General features: G+C 69.9%; 15 protein-coding genes. 8 read left to right on the top strand and 7 right to left on the bottom strand.

The features are described from left to right. Window positions 1-89: 89 nt before the first annotated feature. A complete protein-coding gene (locus tag ACZ6Y1_RS09400) occupies window positions 90-1,358 on the top strand; it encodes an MFS transporter (protein ID WP_469625335.1) in 1,269 nt (422 codons plus the stop codon). A 56-nt stretch (window positions 1,359-1,414) separates the two neighbouring features. On the opposite strand, the gene ACZ6Y1_RS09395 is transcribed toward ACZ6Y1_RS09400, so the two are convergent. After that, on the bottom strand, window positions 1,415-2,857 hold the full coding sequence (locus ACZ6Y1_RS09395; protein WP_469625333.1) for a CCA tRNA nucleotidyltransferase: 1,443 nt from the start codon (window positions 2,855-2,857) through the stop codon (window positions 1,415-1,417). Between the two features lie 183 nt (window positions 2,858-3,040). On the opposite strand from ACZ6Y1_RS09395, the gene ACZ6Y1_RS09390 reads away from it, so the two are divergent. The 7 genes from ACZ6Y1_RS09390 to trxA all read left to right on the top strand — a co-directional run bounded on the left by ACZ6Y1_RS09390 (window position 3,041) and on the right by trxA (window position 12,558). Beyond that, window positions 3,041-5,305 (top strand): DUF6049 family protein, encoded by a 2,265-nt coding sequence (locus tag ACZ6Y1_RS09390; protein ID WP_469625330.1) that lies wholly within the window; start codon window positions 3,041-3,043, stop codon window positions 5,303-5,305. Window positions 5,306-5,351: 46 nt separating this feature from the next. Further along, the gene (gene murJ / locus ACZ6Y1_RS09385) at window positions 5,352-7,526 is read left to right on the top strand and encodes a murein biosynthesis integral membrane protein MurJ (RefSeq protein ID WP_469625328.1); all 2,175 of its coding nucleotides are present in this window, start codon (window positions 5,352-5,354) and stop codon (window positions 7,524-7,526) included. Between the two features lie 117 nt (window positions 7,527-7,643). After that, on the top strand, window positions 7,644-9,380 hold the full coding sequence (locus ACZ6Y1_RS09380) for a protein kinase family protein (protein ID WP_469625326.1): 1,737 nt from the start codon (window positions 7,644-7,646) through the stop codon (window positions 9,378-9,380). Window positions 9,381-9,473: 93 nt separating this feature from the next. Beyond that, window positions 9,474-10,175, top strand: coding sequence for an RNA polymerase sigma factor SigM (gene sigM, locus ACZ6Y1_RS09375; RefSeq protein WP_469625324.1), 702 nt, complete (start codon window positions 9,474-9,476; stop codon window positions 10,173-10,175). Beyond that, the gene (locus ACZ6Y1_RS09370) at window positions 10,172-11,080 is read left to right on the top strand and encodes an anti-sigma factor (protein ID WP_469625322.1); all 909 of its coding nucleotides are present in this window, start codon (window positions 10,172-10,174) and stop codon (window positions 11,078-11,080) included. The genes sigM and ACZ6Y1_RS09370 overlap by 4 nt, the downstream gene beginning before the upstream one ends. Window positions 11,081-11,203: 123 nt before the next feature. Further along, the gene (trxB, locus tag ACZ6Y1_RS09365; protein ID WP_469625320.1) at window positions 11,204-12,163 is read left to right on the top strand and encodes a thioredoxin-disulfide reductase; all 960 of its coding nucleotides are present in this window, start codon (window positions 11,204-11,206) and stop codon (window positions 12,161-12,163) included. A gap of 53 nt (window positions 12,164-12,216) precedes the next feature. Further along, window positions 12,217-12,558 carry a thioredoxin gene (trxA, locus tag ACZ6Y1_RS09360; RefSeq protein ID WP_030025741.1) on the top strand — a complete coding sequence of 114 codons (342 nt, stop codon included), beginning with the start codon at window positions 12,217-12,219 and terminating at the stop codon, window positions 12,556-12,558. 69 nt (window positions 12,559-12,627) lie between these two features. Here trxA and ACZ6Y1_RS09355 read toward each other — a convergent pair whose 3' ends face one another. The 6 genes from ACZ6Y1_RS09355 to yidC form a co-directional block, all read right to left on the bottom strand. Then, window positions 12,628-13,251 (bottom strand): GNAT family N-acetyltransferase, encoded by a 624-nt coding sequence (locus ACZ6Y1_RS09355; protein ID WP_469625317.1) that lies wholly within the window; start codon window positions 13,249-13,251, stop codon window positions 12,628-12,630. 84 nt (window positions 13,252-13,335) lie between these two features. Then, window positions 13,336-14,424 (bottom strand): ParB/RepB/Spo0J family partition protein, encoded by a 1,089-nt coding sequence (locus tag ACZ6Y1_RS09350; protein ID WP_469625315.1) that lies wholly within the window; start codon window positions 14,422-14,424, stop codon window positions 13,336-13,338. After that, window positions 14,421-15,506: a ParA family protein gene (locus tag ACZ6Y1_RS09345; RefSeq protein WP_469625313.1), complete on the bottom strand. Its 1,086-nt coding sequence runs from the start codon at window positions 15,504-15,506 to the stop codon at window positions 14,421-14,423. The genes ACZ6Y1_RS09350 and ACZ6Y1_RS09345 overlap by 4 nt, the downstream gene beginning before the upstream one ends. A gap of 267 nt (window positions 15,507-15,773) precedes the next feature. Then, window positions 15,774-16,514 carry a 16S rRNA (guanine(527)-N(7))-methyltransferase RsmG gene (gene rsmG, locus ACZ6Y1_RS09340; RefSeq protein ID WP_469625309.1) on the bottom strand — a complete coding sequence of 247 codons (741 nt, stop codon included), beginning with the start codon at window positions 16,512-16,514 and terminating at the stop codon, window positions 15,774-15,776. Window positions 16,515-16,590: 76 nt separating this feature from the next. After that, complete coding sequence (locus ACZ6Y1_RS09335; RefSeq protein WP_365164382.1) at window positions 16,591-17,103, bottom strand: Jag family protein; 513 nt, start codon at window positions 17,101-17,103, stop codon at window positions 16,591-16,593. A gap of 15 nt (window positions 17,104-17,118) precedes the next feature. Then, on the bottom strand, window positions 17,119-18,222 hold the full coding sequence (yidC, locus tag ACZ6Y1_RS09330) for a membrane protein insertase YidC (protein ID WP_469625307.1): 1,104 nt from the start codon (window positions 18,220-18,222) through the stop codon (window positions 17,119-17,121). Window positions 18,223-18,225: the final 3 nt, after the last annotated feature.

Here is an 18,225-nt window from a genome sequence, read left to right as displayed (position 1 = left end):
CTCGCGGACACCTGGACTTCGGCAGTTCTTCGCGGAGGGTCCCCGGGCAATGTGCCCGGGGACCCTCCGCGTATGTGACCCTTGCCCTCATGCCTGTCGTACGTGATCTGCGCGTACTCCTGCGCCTGAGGGACTTCCGCAACCTGCTCGCCGTACGGCTGCTCTCCCAGGCCGCCGACGGCGCCTACCAGGTCGCACTGGCCACGTACGTCGTCTTCTCCCCGGAGAAACAGACCTCGCCCGCGGCCATCGCCTCGGCCATGGCGGTACTGCTGCTGCCGTACTCGCTGATCGGACCCTTCGCCGGGGTGCTGCTCGACCGGTGGCGACGCCGGCAGGTCTTCCTCTACGGCAACCTGCTGCGGGCCTTCCTCGCCTGCCTCACCGGGATGCTGATCGTGGTGCACGTCCCCGACTGGCTCTTCTACGCCTCGGCCCTGTCCGTGACCGCGGTCAACCGCTTCGTCCTGGCCGGACTCGCCGCCTCCCTGCCCCACGTGGTCGGCCCCGACCAACTGGTCACCGCGAACGCCCTCTCCCCGACCGCGGGCACCCTCGCCGCGACCGCCGGCGGAGGGCTGGCCTTCCTCGTCCGGCTGCTGGCCTCCGACTCCAACGCGATCGTCGTCCTGCTGGCCGCGGCGTTCTACCTGTGCTCGGCACTGGTCTCCCTGCGCCTGGACATCGGCCTCCTGGGTCCCGACCATCCGCCGGGCGCGACCCACCCCTCCGTGATCGAGGGAATCGCCCTCACCGTCCGGGGCATGGCCGAGGGCCTGCGGCACCTCGCCTCACGCAAGGACGCCGCCCAGGCACTCGCCGCGATGACCGTGATGCGGTTCTGCTACGGGGCGCTGACCGTCACCCTGCTGATGCTCTGCCGCTACTCCTGGTCGCAGACCGAGGCGGAGGGGCTGGCCCTGCTCGGCATGGCGGTCGGCGCCTCAGCGGCCGGATTCTTCGCGGCTGCCGTCGTCACCCCCTGGCTGGTGGGCCGGCTGGGCACCCTCGGCTGGATCACCGCCTGCTCCGCGGCCTCCGCCGTCCTCGTTCCGGCCCTCGGCCTCTTCTTCGACTTCGGCCCGATGCTGGTCGCCGCGTTCGTCCTCGGCCTCACCACCCAGGGAGCCAAGATCGCCACCGACACCGTCGTCCAGTCCCAGGTGGACGACGACTACCGCGGTCGCGTCTTCTCCGTCTACGACGTGCTGGTCAACGTCTCCTTCGTCGGTGCCGCAGCCGTGTCCGCGCTCATGCTCCCCGCAGACGGGCGCTCCGTGGTCCTGGTCCTCGGCGTGGGGGCCCTCTACGCGGCGACCGCGCTGCTCCTGGGCCGCCAGACACGACGTTTCACGTGAAACATGAGCGGGGCGGGGCGATGTTTCACGTGAAACATCGCCCGCCCCGCTTCGCATCAGGCCTGCGCGGCCCACCACTCCTTGAGGGCGGAGACCGCCGCCTCGCGCCCCATCGGGCCGTTCTCCAGACGCAGGTCCAGCAGGAACGCGTACGCCTTCCCGATCAGCGGCCCCGGGCCGACCTCCAGAACCCGCATGATCTCGTTGCCGTCCAGATCGGGCCTGATCGCGTCCAGCTCCTCCTGCTCCTTCAGCTGGGCGATGCGCGCCTCAAGCCCGTCATAGGTGCGGGAGAGCGCATTGGCCTTGCGCTTGTTGCGCGTGGTGCAGTCGGAGCGCGTCAGCTTGTGCAGGCGCTCCAGCAGCGGGCCGGCGTCGCGGACGTAGCGACGCACCGCGGAGTCCGTCCACTCCCCGTCGCCGTAGCCGTGGAAGCGCAGGTGCAGCTCCACCAGCCGGGACACGTCCCTGATCATGTCGTTGGAGTACTTCAGAGCGGTCAGCCGCTTCTTGGTCATCTTCGCCCCCACCACCTCGTGGTGGTGGAAGGAGACCCGGCCGTCGCTCTCGAAACGGCGCGTCCGCGGCTTGCCGATGTCATGCAGCAGCGCCGCTAGCCGCAGCACCAGGTCCGGGCCGTCCTCCTCCAGCGCCATCGCCTGCTCCAGCACGATCAGCGAGTGGTCGTAGACGTCCTTGTGCCGGTGATGCTCATCACTCTCCAGCCGCAGCGCGGGCAGCTCGGGCAGCACCCGGTCGGCCAGCCCGGTCTCCACGAGCAGGCCCAGGCCCTTGCGCGGGTTCGCGGAGAGGAGCAGCTTGTTCAGCTCTCCCTGCACCCGTTCCGCCGAGACGATCTCGATCCGCTCGGCCATCGCCTTCATCGCCGCGACGACCTCGGGGGCCACCTCGAAGTCCAGCTGCGCCGCGAACCGCGCCGCCCGCAGCATCCGCAGCGGGTCGTCGGAGAACGAGTCCTGCGGCGTACCGGGGGTGCGCAGGACACCGGCGGCCAGATCCTCCAGACCTCCGTGCGGGTCGACGAACTCCTGCTCCGGCAGAGCCAGCGCCATGGCGTTGACCGTGAAGTCACGCCGGACCAGATCCTCCTCGATGGAGTCGCCGTAGGAGACCTCGGGCTTGCGGGAGGTCCGGTCGTACGCCTCGGAGCGGTACGTGGTCACCTCGATCTGGAAGCCGTCCCGCTGCGCCCCGATGGTGCCGAAGGCGATGCCCACGTCCCACACGGAGTCCGCCCACGGCCGGACGATCTTCAGCACGTCCTCGGGACGGGCGTCGGTGGTGAAGTCGAGGTCGTTGCCGAGACGCCCGAGCAGCGCGTCGCGGACGGACCCGCCGACCAGGGCGAGGCGGAAGCCCGCCTCCTGGAACCGGCGGCCGAGATCGTCGGCGACAGGAGCGACCCGCAGCAGTTCACTGACCGCGCGGCGCTGCACCTGACTCAGGGCACTGGGGTTGTCTTCATTGGCGTTCGGCACAACAGAAAAGGGTACGTGCCCCGCCCGCCAGGGGCTTCCCCGTTTCACGGCGACCCGGTGCACCGGCAGCCCCGGGTCGAGCCGATCATGTGGAGCAACCGCGCGGCACTCGCGCACAGCGGGCCTCGTTACCATTCGTGGACGCACGAACGACGACCACTGACTTCGAGGGACGGGCAGCGCGTGGCGGAAGCGGCAGACATCCAGGGGGCCTCCCGCGCCCCTGCCCGGCGCCGCTGGCTGCGGCGCACGATGATCCTGCTCGCAGGGACCCCGGTACTCACCGCTCTGGTCTATTCGCCCGCCCCGCAGGCCGAAGCGGCCACCGGCCCCTCCGTCGACGTCCAGCTCATCTCCATGGCCCCCGCCGCACCGGTCAAGGGCGACACCCTCACCATCGAGGGCGTCGTGGCCAACAACGGCTCCGAGACGATCAACGACGCCCACGTGGGCCTGCGCGTCGGCCCCGCGCTCGCGGACCGCGCGTCCATCGGCGAGGCCGCGGAACGCACCGGCTTCCGGGCGGGCAACGACCCGGGAGAGATCGACCCGGCCTATGCCGTGAAGATCGACCGGCTGCCCTCCAAGGTCAGCCGGCAGTTCACCCTCACCGTCCCGGTCAACAAACTGGACCTCGACAAGGACGGCGTCTACCAGCTCGGCGTCTCCCTGTCCGGGGTGAGCGACAGCCGCCCCTCCGAGCAGGTCCTCGGCATCAAGCGGACCTTCCTGCCCTGGCAGCCCGAGGCCGCCGCCAAGCGCTCCCAGCTCACCTACGTGTGGCCGCTGATCTCCACCACCCACCTGACCGCCGAAACCGGCTCGGACGAGATCCAGACCCCGGTCTTCCTCGACGACTCCCTCGCCGAGGACCTCAAGCCGCAGGGCCGCCTGGGCCAGATGGTCTCGCTCGGCAAGGAGCTCCCGGTCACCTGGGTCATCGACCCCGACCTGCTGGCCACCGTCGACGCGATGACCAAGGGCTACCGGGTCCGCGTCCCGGGCGGCAAGCCCGTCCAGGGCAAGAACAAGGCCGTCGCCGAGCAGTGGCTGAGCTCGCTGGAGACCGCCGTCCAGGGCAAGAAGGTCGTCGCACTCCCCTTCGCCGACCCCGACCTCGCCTCCCTCGCCCACCGCGGCAAGGACGTCTCGGGGAGCTTGGGCCAGCTGCGGCCCGCCACCGACAAGGCGAAGCAGGCCGTCGAGACGGTCCTGCACGTCCCGGTGAGCACCGACTTCTCCTGGCCGGTGAACGGCGCCATAGATCCCTCGATCGTCAACGTCGCCACCTCCGCCGGCGCGCACAACGTCCTGACCCGCAGCGACAGCCTCCAGGAGAGCGGAGCCCTCGGCTACACGCCCTCCGCCGCCCGGCCCATCGGCGCCGGAGCCACCGCCGTCGTGGCGGACGCCGAACTCTCCACCGCCTTCGAGGGCGACATGCTGAACGCCTCGAGCTCGACACTGGCCGTACAGCGCTTCCTCGCCGACACCCTCGCCCTCAACCTGCAGAAGACGGGGGAACAGCGCAGCTTCGTCGTCGCCCCGCAGCGGATGCCCACCGTCAGCCAGGTGCAGACGATGGTGGCTGCCCTGCGTGGCCTCCAGGCCGGCCGCTGGACCCAGCCCGCGGACCTCGAAGCCGCCGCCGCGGCCAAGCCCGACCCCGGGGCCACCACCCAGGTCCCGGGCGCCGGACAGTACCCCGAAGCCCTCGCCAAGCAGGAAATGCCGGTATCGGCCTTCGAGAAGATCCGCACCACCCAGAACACCCTCGACCGCTTCAAGGTGATCCTCGCGGCACCCGACCGCGTGGAGATCCCCTTCGGCAACACCACCAACCGGGAGATGTCCACCTCCTGGCGCGGCCGCCCCGAGGAAGCCCGCCTCTACCGGGACCAGGTGCAGGAGTACCTGCTCGGCCTCACCCAGAAGGTCAAGGTCGTCCCGAAGTCCGACGCCACCCTGTCCGGACACAGCGCCACCATCCCGGTCAGCGTCCAGAACAGCCTGGTCCAAGACGTCCACGACCTCGTCCTGCGCGTCCGGTCCGCCAACCCGACCCGCCTGATGTTCGGCGACAGCGGTCAGGCGGAACAGCAGGTCTCCGTCCAGGGCGACCACACCCAGACCGTGAAGTTCCCCGCCAACGCCACCGCGAGCGGCCCCGTCGAGGTCACCGCGCAGCTCTTCACCAAGGACGGCGTCCCCTACGGCGAACCGCGCAAGTTCACCGTCGAGGCCACAGAGGTCACCCCCACCGTGATGCTGGTCATCGCCGGCGGTGTGCTCCTCCTCGTCCTGGCAGGCATGAAGATGTACGCCAGCCGCAAGCGCGTCGCGGCCCGCGCGGCCGCCGAGGAGAGCACGCAGCCGAGTGACGAGTCCCCGGACACCGGACCGCAAAGCGTGGACGGGTCCGGCACGGGTGAGACAGTGAACCGTTGAGCGATACCGTGGCCGGCCGGCCTGGGGACGATGAGGTGGGGTTTCGATGAACGCGCCGTACGACGGTGACCGGGCGCAGGGCACTGGCGGGCCTTCGCCCTCCCAGGGCACTGCCCCGGGCACCCCGGTGCCCGGGCAGGTTCCCGCGCCTGCGCCCGCGCCGGACCACGACCCGTATGTCCAGGACGCCTACGACAACGACCCCTACCGGGCGCAGGACCTCTCCGCCCAGGACCCGGTCGCCGAGGTGCTCTACGACCGCGCCTCGCACCCGCCGCCGCCCCCCGGCACCTTCCAGGAGCCGGGCCCGCTGTACGCGGCGCCGACGGCACCCTCCTACGCGCCCGACTCACGCGTGTGGGCCCAGACCCCGCCGCCCGAGCCGGACGGCCCCTCCCGCCACCTGCCGTACGGCGACCACGCCACCACCACGCAGTTCGTCGGCGTGGACTCCCTCGTGACCAAGGCCGCGGAGGAGCAGCCCGAGCCCGACGCCTTCGCGCACCTCTACCGCGACCAGGAGGCGGCCCCCCGCACCCCCGCCGAGGACGCCCCCGTCGCGGCCCCGGCACCCAGCAAGCCCGCCGGCCGCGCCGCGAGCCTCCTCAAGTCCAGCGCGCTCATGGCCGCCGGCACGATCGTCTCCCGCATCACCGGCTTCCTGCGGACCCTGGTCATCGCCGGAGCCATCGGCGTCGGCACCTTCAACGACACCTACCAGGTCGCCAACACCCTGCCCACGATGATCTACGTGCTGGTCGGCGGCGGCGCCCTCAACGCCGTCTTCATCCCGCAGCTGGTCCGGGCCATGAAGAACGACAGCGACGGGGGCGAGGCCTACGCCAACCGGCTGCTGACCCTCGTCGTGGTCCTGCTGGCCGCCGTCACCACCATCTGCGTCCTGGCCGCCCCGGTGTTCATCACGATGATGTCGCCGAAGATCGCCTCCGACCCCGCCCAGATGGACGTCGCGGTCGCCTTCGCCCGCTACTGCCTGCCGACGATGTTCTTCATGGGCGTCCACGTGGTCCTCGGTCAGATCCTCAACGCGCGGGGCCGGTTCGGCGCCATGATGTGGACCCCGGTCCTCAACAACATCGTCGTCATCGCCACCTTCGGCGCCTTCATCTGGGCCTTCGGCAGCTTCACCACCTCCGGCGTCGGCGCCACCACCGTCACCCCCGAAGGCGTCCGCCTGCTGGGTCTGGGCACCCTGCTGGGCCTCACCGTCCAGGCCCTCGCGATGCTCCCCTACCTGCGCGACGCCGGCTTCTCCCCCCGCCTGCGCTTCGACTGGAAGGGCCACGGCCTCGGCAAGGCCGCCCGCCTGGCCAAGTGGACGTTCTTCTTCGTCCTCGCCAACCAGGTCGGCCTCGTCGTCGTCACCCAGCTCGCCACCTGGGCCGGATCCGTCGCCGAGAAGCAGGGCCACCCCGGCACCGGCATCACCGCCTACAACTACGCGCTGCTGCTGTGGCAGATGCCGCAGGCGATCATCACCGTCTCCGTCATGACGGCCGTTCTGCCCCGCATCTCCCGCTCCGCCCACGACGGCGACGCCGCCGCAGTCCGCGACGACATCTCCTACGGTCTGCGCACCTCCGCCGTCGCGATCGTCCCCTGCGCCTTCGCCTTCCTCGCCCTCGGCGTCCCCATGGCCACCCTGCTCTACGCGGGCTCCGGCGCCGGCGCCCAGAACATCGGCTACGTCCTGATGGCCTTCGGCCTCGGACTGATCCCCTACTCCGTCCAGTACGTCGTCCTGCGCGGCTTCTACGCCTACGAGGACACCCGGACGCCCTTCTACAACACGGTCATCGTGGCCGCCGTCAACGCGGCCGTCTCGACCGCCGCGTTCCTCGTGCTCCCCGAACGCTGGGCCGTCGTCGGCATGGCCGCCGCCTACGGCCTGGGCTACGCCGTGGGCGTGGGCGTCGCCTGGCGCCGCCTCAAGGCCCGCCTCGGCGGCGACCTCGACGGTGCCCACGTGGCCCGCACCTACGCCCGTCTGACCGGCGCCTGCGTCCCGGCCGCCGCGGTCGCGGGAGCGGTCGCCTACGGGGTCACCCAGGTACTCGGAAGCGGAGTCGGTGGTTCGGCCGCGGCCCTCACGGCCGGCGGCATCGCCCTGGGCGCCGTCTTCCTCCTCGCCGCCAAGCGCATGCGGATCGAAGAGCTCAACGCGATGGTCGGAATGGTCCGCGGGCGTTTGGGGCGCTGATGCGCACAACCGTCGCCCCCTTTCGTGTGTCGTGCATAGCGTCGGACTGTGGGCACAATTGGCATGGCTTCGCAGACTGGCCGACAGCGCGTAACGGATGGGGAGGCGGGAACGACGGTGGCGGAACGTAGCACGGCTGCCGTCGACGTGGCCGACAACAGCGGCGACAAGCCGCTGGCCGCTCAGGCGGCACAGGCCACGGCCGACGGGGTGGACACCCAGAACGGACAAGCCGCGGACGGACCCATGCCCGAAAAGGACGGCGAACGCAGCAGCGCGGCCCCCGCGGCCGCACCCGAACTCCACAGCGGCCACAAGCTCGCCAGACGCTACCGGCTCGAGGAATGCGTCACCCGTCTGGACGGATTCAGCAGCTGGCGTGCGATGGACGAGAAACTGCGCCGCGCCGTGGGCGTCCACCTCCTCCCCGCCGACCACCCCCGCGCCCGCTCCGTCCTGGCCGCCGCGCGCTCCTCCGCCCTGCTCGGCGACCCCCGGTTCGTCCAGGTCCTCGACGCCGTGGAGGAGAACGACCTCGTCTACGTCGTCCACGAGTGGCTCCCCGACGCCACCGAACTCACCGCGCTGCTCGCCGCGGGCCCCCTCGAACCGCACGAGGCCTACCAGCTCGTCCACCAGGTCTCCCAGGCCATGACCGCCGCGCACCGCGAGGGTCTCGCCCACCTCCGGCTGACGCCCAGCGCGATACTGCGCACCTCCACCGGCCAGTACCGCATCCGAGGCCTCGCCGTGAACGCGGCCCTGCGCGGCATCACCAGCGAGACCCCGCAGCGCGCCGACACCGAGGCCATCGGCGCGCTCCTGTACGCCGCCCTGACCCAGCGCTGGCCGTACGAGAACGACGCCTACGGCCTCACCGGCCTGCCCAAGGGCGTCGGCCTGCTCGCACCCGACCAGGTCCGCGCCGGTGTCCACCGCGGCCTGGGCGAGCTCGCCATGCGCGCCCTCGCCAATGACGGGGCCACCGCCTCCAGCCAGGAACCCGCCTGCACGACCCCCGAGGAGCTGGCCAAGGCCGTCGCCGCGATGCCCCGCATCCGGCCCCCGGAGCCCGCCTTCACCGCCCCTCCGGAGTACCAGCAGACCACCTACCAGCAGGGCAGCTACGGCCGCCCCGCGCCCGCGGGCGTCACCACCGCCCAGAGCCGCCCCGTCGTCCCTCCGCCGCCTCCGCTCCAGAGCCGCACCGGCCGCGCCCTGAAGTGGGGCGTCGCCGCACTGCTGATCGCCGCCCTGGGCCTGGGCAGCTGGCAGCTCGCGGACACCCTCCTGGGCCGCGGCAAGGGTGACAGCGGCGGAACCGGCAACTCGCAGTCCACCACCAACGAGGACAAGAAGAAGCCCAAGGAGAGCAAGCCGCTGCACATCGCCGGCGCCTCCGTCTTCGGCAAGGAGCCGATAAAGCCCGACGACGTCGACAAGGCCATCGACGGAAACTCCGACACCGCGTGGATCACCTTGATCTTCTACGGCTACGGCGGGAAGTTCGGCAACCTGGACAAGTTCGATGACGGCAGTGGCATCGTCGTCGACCTCGGTAGCGTCCAAGAGGTGACGGGCGTCGACGTGGACATGCACGGCGCGGGACACAAGGTCGAGGTCCGCGCCGCCTCCCCCGAGGCCTCCTCACCCCATGGCATCTCCGACTTCCCCCAAGAGCTCGTGAAGTCGGCCACCGCGGGGAAGAAGCTGCAGGCCACCCGGGACACCCCGATCAAGACCCGCTTCGTGGTGGTGCACATCACCGCCCTGCCCTCGGAAGGCGGGGACGGCTTCCGAGGCGGCATCAACGAGATCAGGATTCTCGGCACCGGCGACCAGCCCGCTTCCTGATCGGTACGCCCCGGGTCCGCCGTGCCGAGGGCACGGCGGACCCTCGTATTCGTCCCGCCCGGCCCGTACGCTCCCTCCGGGAAGGGAGGTGTGATGCAGCCAGCAACGGGAGACGACCGGAGCGACCAGGAACTCCTGGCGCTGCACGCCAAGGGGGATCCCGACGCCTTCGGGGAGCTCGTGCGGCGGCATCGGGACCGGCTCTGGGCCGTCGCTCTGCGGACGCTCGGGGACCGGGAGGAGGCCGCCGACGCCGTGCAGGACGCCCTCGTCTCCGCCTACCGGGCCGCCCACACCTTCCGCGGCGAGTCCGCCGTCACCACCTGGCTCCACCGCATCACCGTCAACGCCTGCCTCGACCGCGCCCGCAAGGCCGCCTCCCGCAGGACCTCGCCCCTCGACGACACGGACCGTCTGGAGCGCCTCCTGGAGCCCCACGAGTCCGCCGAGGCCCCCGCGGAGCGCCAGGACCTCCACCGCCAGCTCCTGGCCGCCCTCAGCACCCTCCCGGCCGAACAACGGGCCGCGCTCGTCCTCGTCGACATGCAGGGATACTCCGTCGCCGAAGCCGCCGACGTCCTCGACGTACCCACCGGCACCGTCAAGAGCAGGTGCGCCCGCGGCCGCGCGAAACTCGTCCCGATGCTCACTCATCTGCGCACCGGTGCCGGGGATAACACCGCCACCGAGCGGGGAAGGAACCGGACGCCGGGGACTCCCGTCCCACCTGCGACAGAACCCCGGCAGCCAGACCAAGACGCAGACCCAGTGAAGGGCGGAGGTGGACGACCGTGAGCCCCACAGCCGACGCGACCGGCACGATCCGGCACCCGGACGTCTCGGAGATCTCCGACCTCACCGAAGGACTCCTCTCCCCGTCCCGCACCGCCGAGATCCGCAGCCACCTCCGCGACTGCTCCCTGTGCGCCGACGTCCGCGCCTCCCTCGACGAGATCCGCGCCCTCCTCGGCACCCTCCCCGGCCCGGCCCGGATGCCCTCCGACATCGCCGGCCGCATCGACGCCGCCCTCGCCGCCGAAGCCCTCCTCGACGCAACCCGCGACAAGGACAGCCGACAGCCCGCACCCCAGCCGCGCACCCCCGTCGCCGCCGATGTTTCACGTGAAACATCCGCCCCGCACCGCCCCGCCGGTCACCCCACCGGCCCAACCGGACCCGGGCGGCGTCGCGCCCGCCGCAGGATCGCCGTCCTCGCGGGTCTCGCCACGGCCGCAGCCTGCGCCCTCGGGATCTTCCTCTTCACCGAGCTCTCCACCGCTCCGCACCAGGCCGGCACCGCCGCCAGCTCCGACACCGCAGCCGCCGCCGGCGGGTACACGGCGCAGAGCCTCCAGGACAGCGTCCGACGCATCCTCCCGCCGGCGCCGGGCGCCAAGACCGCCCCCGAAGCGGAGAACAACACCCTGGGGCTCGAGAACTCCCCCGCCGCACCCGTCGCCCCCGGCGATCGGCGGGCCCCCGGACCCGTCCCCGCCTGTGTGCAGCACGCCACGGGCCGCCCGGACACCCCGCTCGCCTCCGAGCGCGGCAGCTACCAGGGGACCCCCGTCTACCTCCTCGTCCTGCCGCACTCCGGGGACCCCGCGAGCGTCGACGCCTACCTCGTCGACACCACCTGCGAGACCACGGGTTCGCCCACCGGAAACCTCCTCCTGACGAACACCTACCCCCGGACCTGACCCGTTCAGGTCCACGGGGGACAGGCGGGGAATGCGGGCGCCGTAGGATCCGTTGGGTGGGGTGAGAGTCCGCACCGGCCCCCGGTAGGCAACACGCAGTCCGCAGAGACGAGGAAGAAACCCGTGAGCGACGTACGAAACGTGATCATCATCGGCTCCGGGCCGGCCGGTTACACCGCCGCCCTGTACACCGCACGCGCTTCGCTCAAGCCGCTGGTCTTCGAAGGTGCCGTCACCGCCGGTGGCGCCCTGATGAACACCACCGAGGTGGAGAACTTCCCCGGCTTCCAGGACGGGATCATGGGGCCCGACCTGATGGACAACATGCGTGCCCAGGCAGAGCGGTTCGGCGCCGAGCTCGTCCCGGACGACATCGTCTCCGTGGACCTCACCGGTGAGATCAAGACCGTCACCGACACCGCCGGCACCGTCCACCGCGCCAAGGCCGTCATCGTCACCACCGGCTCCCAGCACCGCAAGCTCGGCCTGCCCAATGAGGACGCCCTCTCCGGCCGTGGTGTCTCCTGGTGCGCCACCTGTGACGGGTTCTTCTTCAAGGACCACGACATCGCCGTCGTCGGCGGCGGCGACACCGCGATCGAGGAAGCGACCTTCCTCTCCCGGTTCGCCAAGTCCGTCACGATCGTGCACCGCCGCGACAGCCTGCGCGCCTCCAAGGCCATGCAGGACCGCGCCTTCGCCGACCCGAAGATCACCTTTGCCTGGGACAGCGAGGTCGCCGAAATCCACGGCGAGCAGAAGCTCTCCGGCCTCACCCTGCGCAACACCAAGACCGGTGAGACCACCGAGCTTCCCGTGACCGGACTCTTCATCGCCGTCGGCCACGACCCGCGTACCGAGCTGTTCAAGGACCAGCTGGAGCTCGACGAAGAGGGCTACCTCAAGGTCGACGCCCCCTCCACCCGGACCAACGTCACGGGCGTCTTCGGCGCCGGCGACGTCGTGGACCACACCTACCGTCAGGCCATCACCGCCGCGGGCACCGGCTGCTCCGCCGCCCTCGACGCCGAGCGCTTCCTCGCCGCCCTCGCGGACGCCGAGAAGGCCCACGTCGCAGTCTGACCCCCACACCAGCCCCACCCCAACACCCCGCAGGAATGAAGAAGGAGGCCGCAGTGGCCGGCACCCTCAAGAACGTGACCGACGCAGACTTCGACGCCGAGGTCCTCAGGAGCGACAAGCCCGTACTGGTGGACTTCTGGGCCGCCTGGTGCGGTCCGTGCCGCCAGATCGCGCCGTCCCTCGAGGCCATCGCCGCCGAGTACGGCGACCAGATCGAGATCGTCAAGCTCAACATCGACGAGAACCCGGCCACCGCCGCCAAGTACGGCGTCATGTCCATCCCGACGCTCAACGTCTACCAGGGCGGCGAGGTCGCCAAGACCATCGTCGGCGCGAAGCCGAAGGCCGCCATCCTGCGCGACCTCTCCGACTTCGTCGAGGTCAAGACCGCCTGACGCGTCACTGTTTCACGTGAAACGGGGCCGCCCCTCCCAGGGGCGGCCCCGTTTCACGGTTCCGGGCACTCACAGCGGCCGCAGCGCGGGTTCCGTCCGCGCCCTCGCCCCGCCCAGCAGACGGTCCAGGGCCAGCTCGACGTCCTCCTTCCAGGACAACGTCGTACGCAGCTCAAGCCTGAGCCGGGGATGAGAGGGATGCGGACGGACGGTCTTGAACCCCACCGACAGCAGATGGTCGGCCGGCAGCAGACAAGCAGGCCCTTCCCACCTCGCGTCGCCGAACGCCTCGATCGCCTTGAATCCGCGCCGCAGCAGGTCCTTCGCAACCGTCTGGACCATCACCCGCCCCAGACCCTGCCCCTGGTACCCCGGCATGATCCAGGCCGTGATCAGCTGCACCGCGTCCGGGGACACCGGGCTCGTCGGGAAGGAAGCGGCTCTGGGCACATACGCCGGCGGCGCGTACAGCACGAACCCCACCGGGACGTCGTCCACGTAGACCACCCGTCCGCAGGAACCCCAGTCCAGCAGGACCGCGGAGATCCAGGCCTCCTTCTCCAGCTCCGACGTACCCGCCTTCACGGCGGCCCCACCGGTGACGGGATCCAGCTCCCAGAACACACAGCTCCTGCAACGCCTGGGCAGGTCCCGGAGGTTGTCCAGCGTGAGCGGTACCAGCCGACGACCCATGACCACATCGTAAGCACAGCCCCCTGCTTCTTCGAGTGCGGACATCTCGAAGAAGCAAGGGGCTGCAAAAGGCACCTGCGGGTACTACTCCCCGGAAAGACCCTGCTCCAGCACCCGGCCCTCGCCCGGCGCCAGCGTCCCCAGAATCCGCTCCAGATCCTCCATCGACGCGAACTCGACGGTGATCTTGCCCTTCTTCTGGCCCAGGTCCACCTTCACCCGAGTCTCGAACCGGTCCGACAGCCGCGACGCCAGCTCACTCAGAGCCGGAGCAACCCGGGCACCAGCACGCGGCCCCTTCGGCTTCACCTTGCTCGAAGGCTCGGAAGCCATCAGCGTCACGATCTCCTCGACCGCTCGCACCGACAGCCCCTCGGCCACGATCCGGTGCGCCAGCCGGTCCTGCTCCTCGGAGTCCTCCACCGACAGCAGCGCCCGCGCATGCCCTGCCGACAGCACACCCGCAGCCACCCGGCGCTGAACCGACGGCGACAGCTTGAGCAGACGCAGCGTGTTCGACACCTGAGGACGCGAACGCCCGATCCGGTCCGCCAGCTGGTCGTGCGTGCAGTTGAAGTCCTGGAGCAGCTGGTCGTAAGCGGCAGCCTCTTCCAGCGGGTTCAGCTGCGCCCGGTGCAGGTTCTCCAGCAGGGCGTCCAGCAGAAGCTTCTCGTCGTCCGTCGCCCGGATGATCGCCGGAATGCTCTCCAGCCCGGCCTCCCGGCACGCCCGCCAGCGCCGCTCGCCCATGATCAGCTCGTAGCGGCCCGGCGTCGACTGCCGCACCACCACCGGCTGCAGCAGACCCACCTCCTGAATGGAGGTCACCAGCTCGGCCAGTGCGTCCTCGTCGAACACCTCACGAGGCTGGCGCGGGTTCGGCGTGATCGCATCCATCGGGAGCTCCGCGAACGACGCTCCCGCCACCACATTGGCTTCGGGCGCCGCCACCGGCTCACCCGCCGACTCGACGGCTACCGATGTTTCACGTGAAACATCCGCCTGCGCCAGCGAAGCCAGCTTCGCCGCCGCGACCCCCCGCTCCGAAGTCAGCACCGGCACCGCCGACGGAGAAGTCGAGGCCGCGCCGATCACCGGCGGCGTCTTCTCCTGCGGAGCCGCGGGGATCAGCGCACCCAGCCCCCGCCCCAGGCCTCTACGTCGCTCGCTCACTGGATCCCCTCCGCCACACTCTGCGTGCTGTTCAGGCCCGTGCCCATGTGGGCTTGCTGGGCGTCGTACTGCATTCCGACCCCGCGATACGCGATCTCGCGCGCCGCCTCCAGATAGGAGAGGGAACCACTGGAACCCGGATCATAGGTGAGCACCGTCTGCCCATAGCTCGGCGCCTCCGAGATACGCACCGACCGGGGGATGCTCGTCCGCAGCACCTCATTGCCGAAGTGCGTGCGCACCTCCTCCGCCACCTGCGAGGCCAGCCGGGTCCTGCCGTCGTACATCGTCAGCAGGATCGTCGACACGTGCAGCGTGGGGTTCAGATGCGCCCGCACCAGATCCACGTTGCGCAGCAGCTGACCCAGACCCTCCAGCGCGTAGTACTCGCACTGGATCGGGATCAGCACCTCCGCCCCGGCCACCAGCGCGTTCACCGTCAGCAGCCCCAGCGAAGGCGGGCAGTCGATCAGAATGTAGTCCAGCGGCTGCTCGTACGCCTGGATCGCCCGCTGCAGCCGGCTCTCCCTTGCCACCAGCGACACCAGCTCGATCTCCGCACCCGCCAGATCGATCGTGGCCGGAGCACAGAAGAGCCCCTCCACATCCACCACGGGCTGCACAACCTCAAGCAGGGGCCGGCTGTCCACGAGCACGTCATAGATCGACGGCACGTCCGCGTGGTGGTCGATGCCCAGCGCCGTGGAGGCATTGCCCTGCGGGTCGAGGTCGACCACCAGGACACGCGCCCCGTGCAGAGCCAGCGAGGCCGCCAGGTTCACGGTCGTCGTGGTCTTGCCCACGCCGCCCTTCTGGTTGGCGACCACGATGACCCGGGTCTGCTCCGGCCGGGGAAGCTTCTCACCGGAACGCCCCAGCGCCTCGACCGCCAGCTGGGCGGCTCGGCCGATCGGGGTCTCGTTGTCTACAAGGGGCGCCGATGTTTCACGTGAAACATCCTCGCCCGGTGATTCAGAGCGGGGACCGGGGACCGGGTCGGCCATCGGCCCCGCGAGGTTGGCGTCGGACCGCACGGTGTCACTCTCCTCGACATCAGGCTCGCGATGAACAGAGCCTGCCATGTCACCCGGGTCGCGAACCAGCGGGGCCCTTACTCCTGTGGATGAATCCACCGATGTGGACAACTCCGTCCCCCTCGCGTCCTTCTTCTCGCGGGGGGACGCAGCCGCACGACCGCGGCTGATGATTCCGTGCAGCAGAGAGCGACGTTTCACGTGAAACACGATGCCCGGACGGAGTCTTCAGGCCTCTACGACACTCCGAAATCCATACCTATAGGGCCCAACACCGCAGAAATCGCTGCCGGAACCCCATGGATCCCCGTCATATCAGCGGCGGCGCCGCGAACGGCTCACCCGGGCCGCCTTAGCCCGCTTGGCCGCAAACCTCACCCCACCGGGGCTTTCTCCGACCTCGACCCGCACCACCGTGGACAGGGGATCCACCACACCCTCACCCACGTGAAGCACCGAGGTCTTCACCACACCGAGCTTCGCCAGCGCGGTCTTCGCGCTCACGAGCTCCTCCTCCGCGGTGTCACCCTTCAGCGCCAGCATCTCCCCGTACGGACGCAGCAGGGGCACTCCCCAGCCGGCCAGCCGGTCCAGCGGGGCCACCGCACGAGCCGTCACCACATGCACCGGCTGCACCTTGCCGAGGACCTCCTCGGCACGCCCGCGCACCACCGTGACGTGGTCCAGCCCCAGCAGCTCGACCGCCTCCTGGAGGAAGGTCGTCCGGCGCAGCAGCGGCTCCAGCAGCGTGATCTTCAGATCCCGGCGCACCAGAGCCAGCGGGATACCGGGCAGACCGGCCCCCGAGCCCACATCGCACACGGTGACGCCCTGGGGCACCACCTCCGACAGCACAGCGCAGTTCAGCAGGTGCCGCTCCCACAGCCGCGGCACCTCACGCGGCCCGATGAGGCCCCGCTTGACTCCCGCGTCCGCCAGCAGCTCCGCGTACCGCACAGCTTCCGGGAAAAACTCACCGAACACCGCACGCGCCTCTTCGGGCGCCGGGGGAAGCTCAGCTGCCTCCGTCACGGGGACCGTCCTTCCGTACCGCATGGTTTCTCACATGCCAGGCTGACAAAGATCGGCCCCGCCTGCGACACAGACGGGGCCGAAACACTTTCGCTACCGATCAGGCCGGGAGCACAACGACGAAGCGCTGCGGCTCCTCGCCCTCGGACTCACTGCGCAGACCCGCGGCCGCCACGGCGTCGTGGACGACCTTCCGCTCGAACGGCGTCATCGGCGCCAGCTTCAGCGGCTCACCGGACGCCTTCACGTCCGCCGCTGCCTTGGCGCCCAGCGCCGCCAGTTCCTCGCGCTTCTTCGCACGGAACCCGGCGATGTCCAGCATCAGCCGGCTGCGGTCCCCGGTCTCCCGGTGCACCGCGAGGCGGGTCAGCTCCTGCAGAGCCTCCAGAACCTCACCGTCACGGCCCACGAGCTTCTGCAGGTCGCGGCTGGCGGAGTCACTGACGATCGACACCGCGGCCCGGTCGGCCTCGACGTCCATGTCGATGTCCCCGTCCAGGTCGGCGATGTCCAGCAGACCCTCGAGGTAGTCGGCCGCGATCTCACCCTCCTGCTCGAGGCGGGTCAGGGTGTCGCCGCCCTCAGCGGCGGCGGTGGTGGTGCCTTCCGTCACGGGAGGGACTCCTTCTTACTTCTTGGGAGAGGTCTTGTTGGGCGACTGACGCTGCGACTTCGACTGCCGCTTCGGCTGCTGCCGCTTCGCGGCACCGCTGCTTGCTGCGTCCGCATCCGAAGTGGCCTCGGAACTCTTGATCACAGAGCCGTCCGCCTGGGCGGCCATCCCCTGCTTGGTCAGAGCGGTGATGAACTTGCGCTCGTTGTCGTTGCGGTCCGGGCCCTTGGCCACGATCGCGGCGACGACCTTCTTCTTGGCCTTCCCCTTGACCGCACCGTGCGAGGTGATCTGCTTCAGCAGACGGGTCAGGTACTGGTCCTGCGCCTTGCTGCCCGGGGTCGGGTTCTGGTTGATCACGTACATCTGCTGACCCATGGTCCAGACGTTCGTGGTCAGCCAGTAGACGAGGACACCGACCGGGAAGTTGATGCCCATGACGGCGAAGATCACCGGGAAGATGTACATCAGCATCTTCTGCTGCTGCATGAACGGCGTCTTGACCGACAGGTCGACGTTCTTCGCCATCAGCTGACGCTGGGTGTAGAACTGCGACAGCGACATCAGAACGATCATGACCGCGGTCACGATGCGCACGTCGGTGATCGAGGCGTCCAGGCTCGCGACCTTCGCCGCGCTGTCCGTGAACTTGGCAGCCAGCGGAGCGCCGAAGATGTGCGCCTGACGGGCGCTGGCAAGCAGCTCCTCGTTGATGACGCCGATGGTCTTGCCGTTGGCGATGCTCGACAGAACGCTGTACAGGGCGAAGAAGAACGGGGACTGCGCCAGGATGGGAAGGCACGAGGAGAGCGGGTTGGTACCCGTCTCCTTGTACAGCTTCATCATCTCTTCGGACTGACGCTGCTTGTCGTTCTTGTAGCGCTCCTGGATCGCCTTCATCTTCGGCTGGAGCGCCTGCATGCCGCGCGTCGCCTTGATCTGCTTCACGAAGAGCGGGATCAGACAGATACGGATCAAGATCACCAGGGAGACGATGGACAGGCCCCAGGCCGCTCCGCTGTCCGGTCCGAAGACCGCCCCGTACAGGCTGTGGAACTGGACGATGATCCACGAAACGGGTGTGGTGATAAAGCTGAACAGATTGGCAATCGTGTCCACTAA

Source organism: Streptomyces sp. NPDC053432, assembly GCF_055585365.1.
The sequence above is the reverse complement of the archived record's forward strand: the minus strand, read 5'-3'. Positions and strand labels throughout refer to the sequence as shown.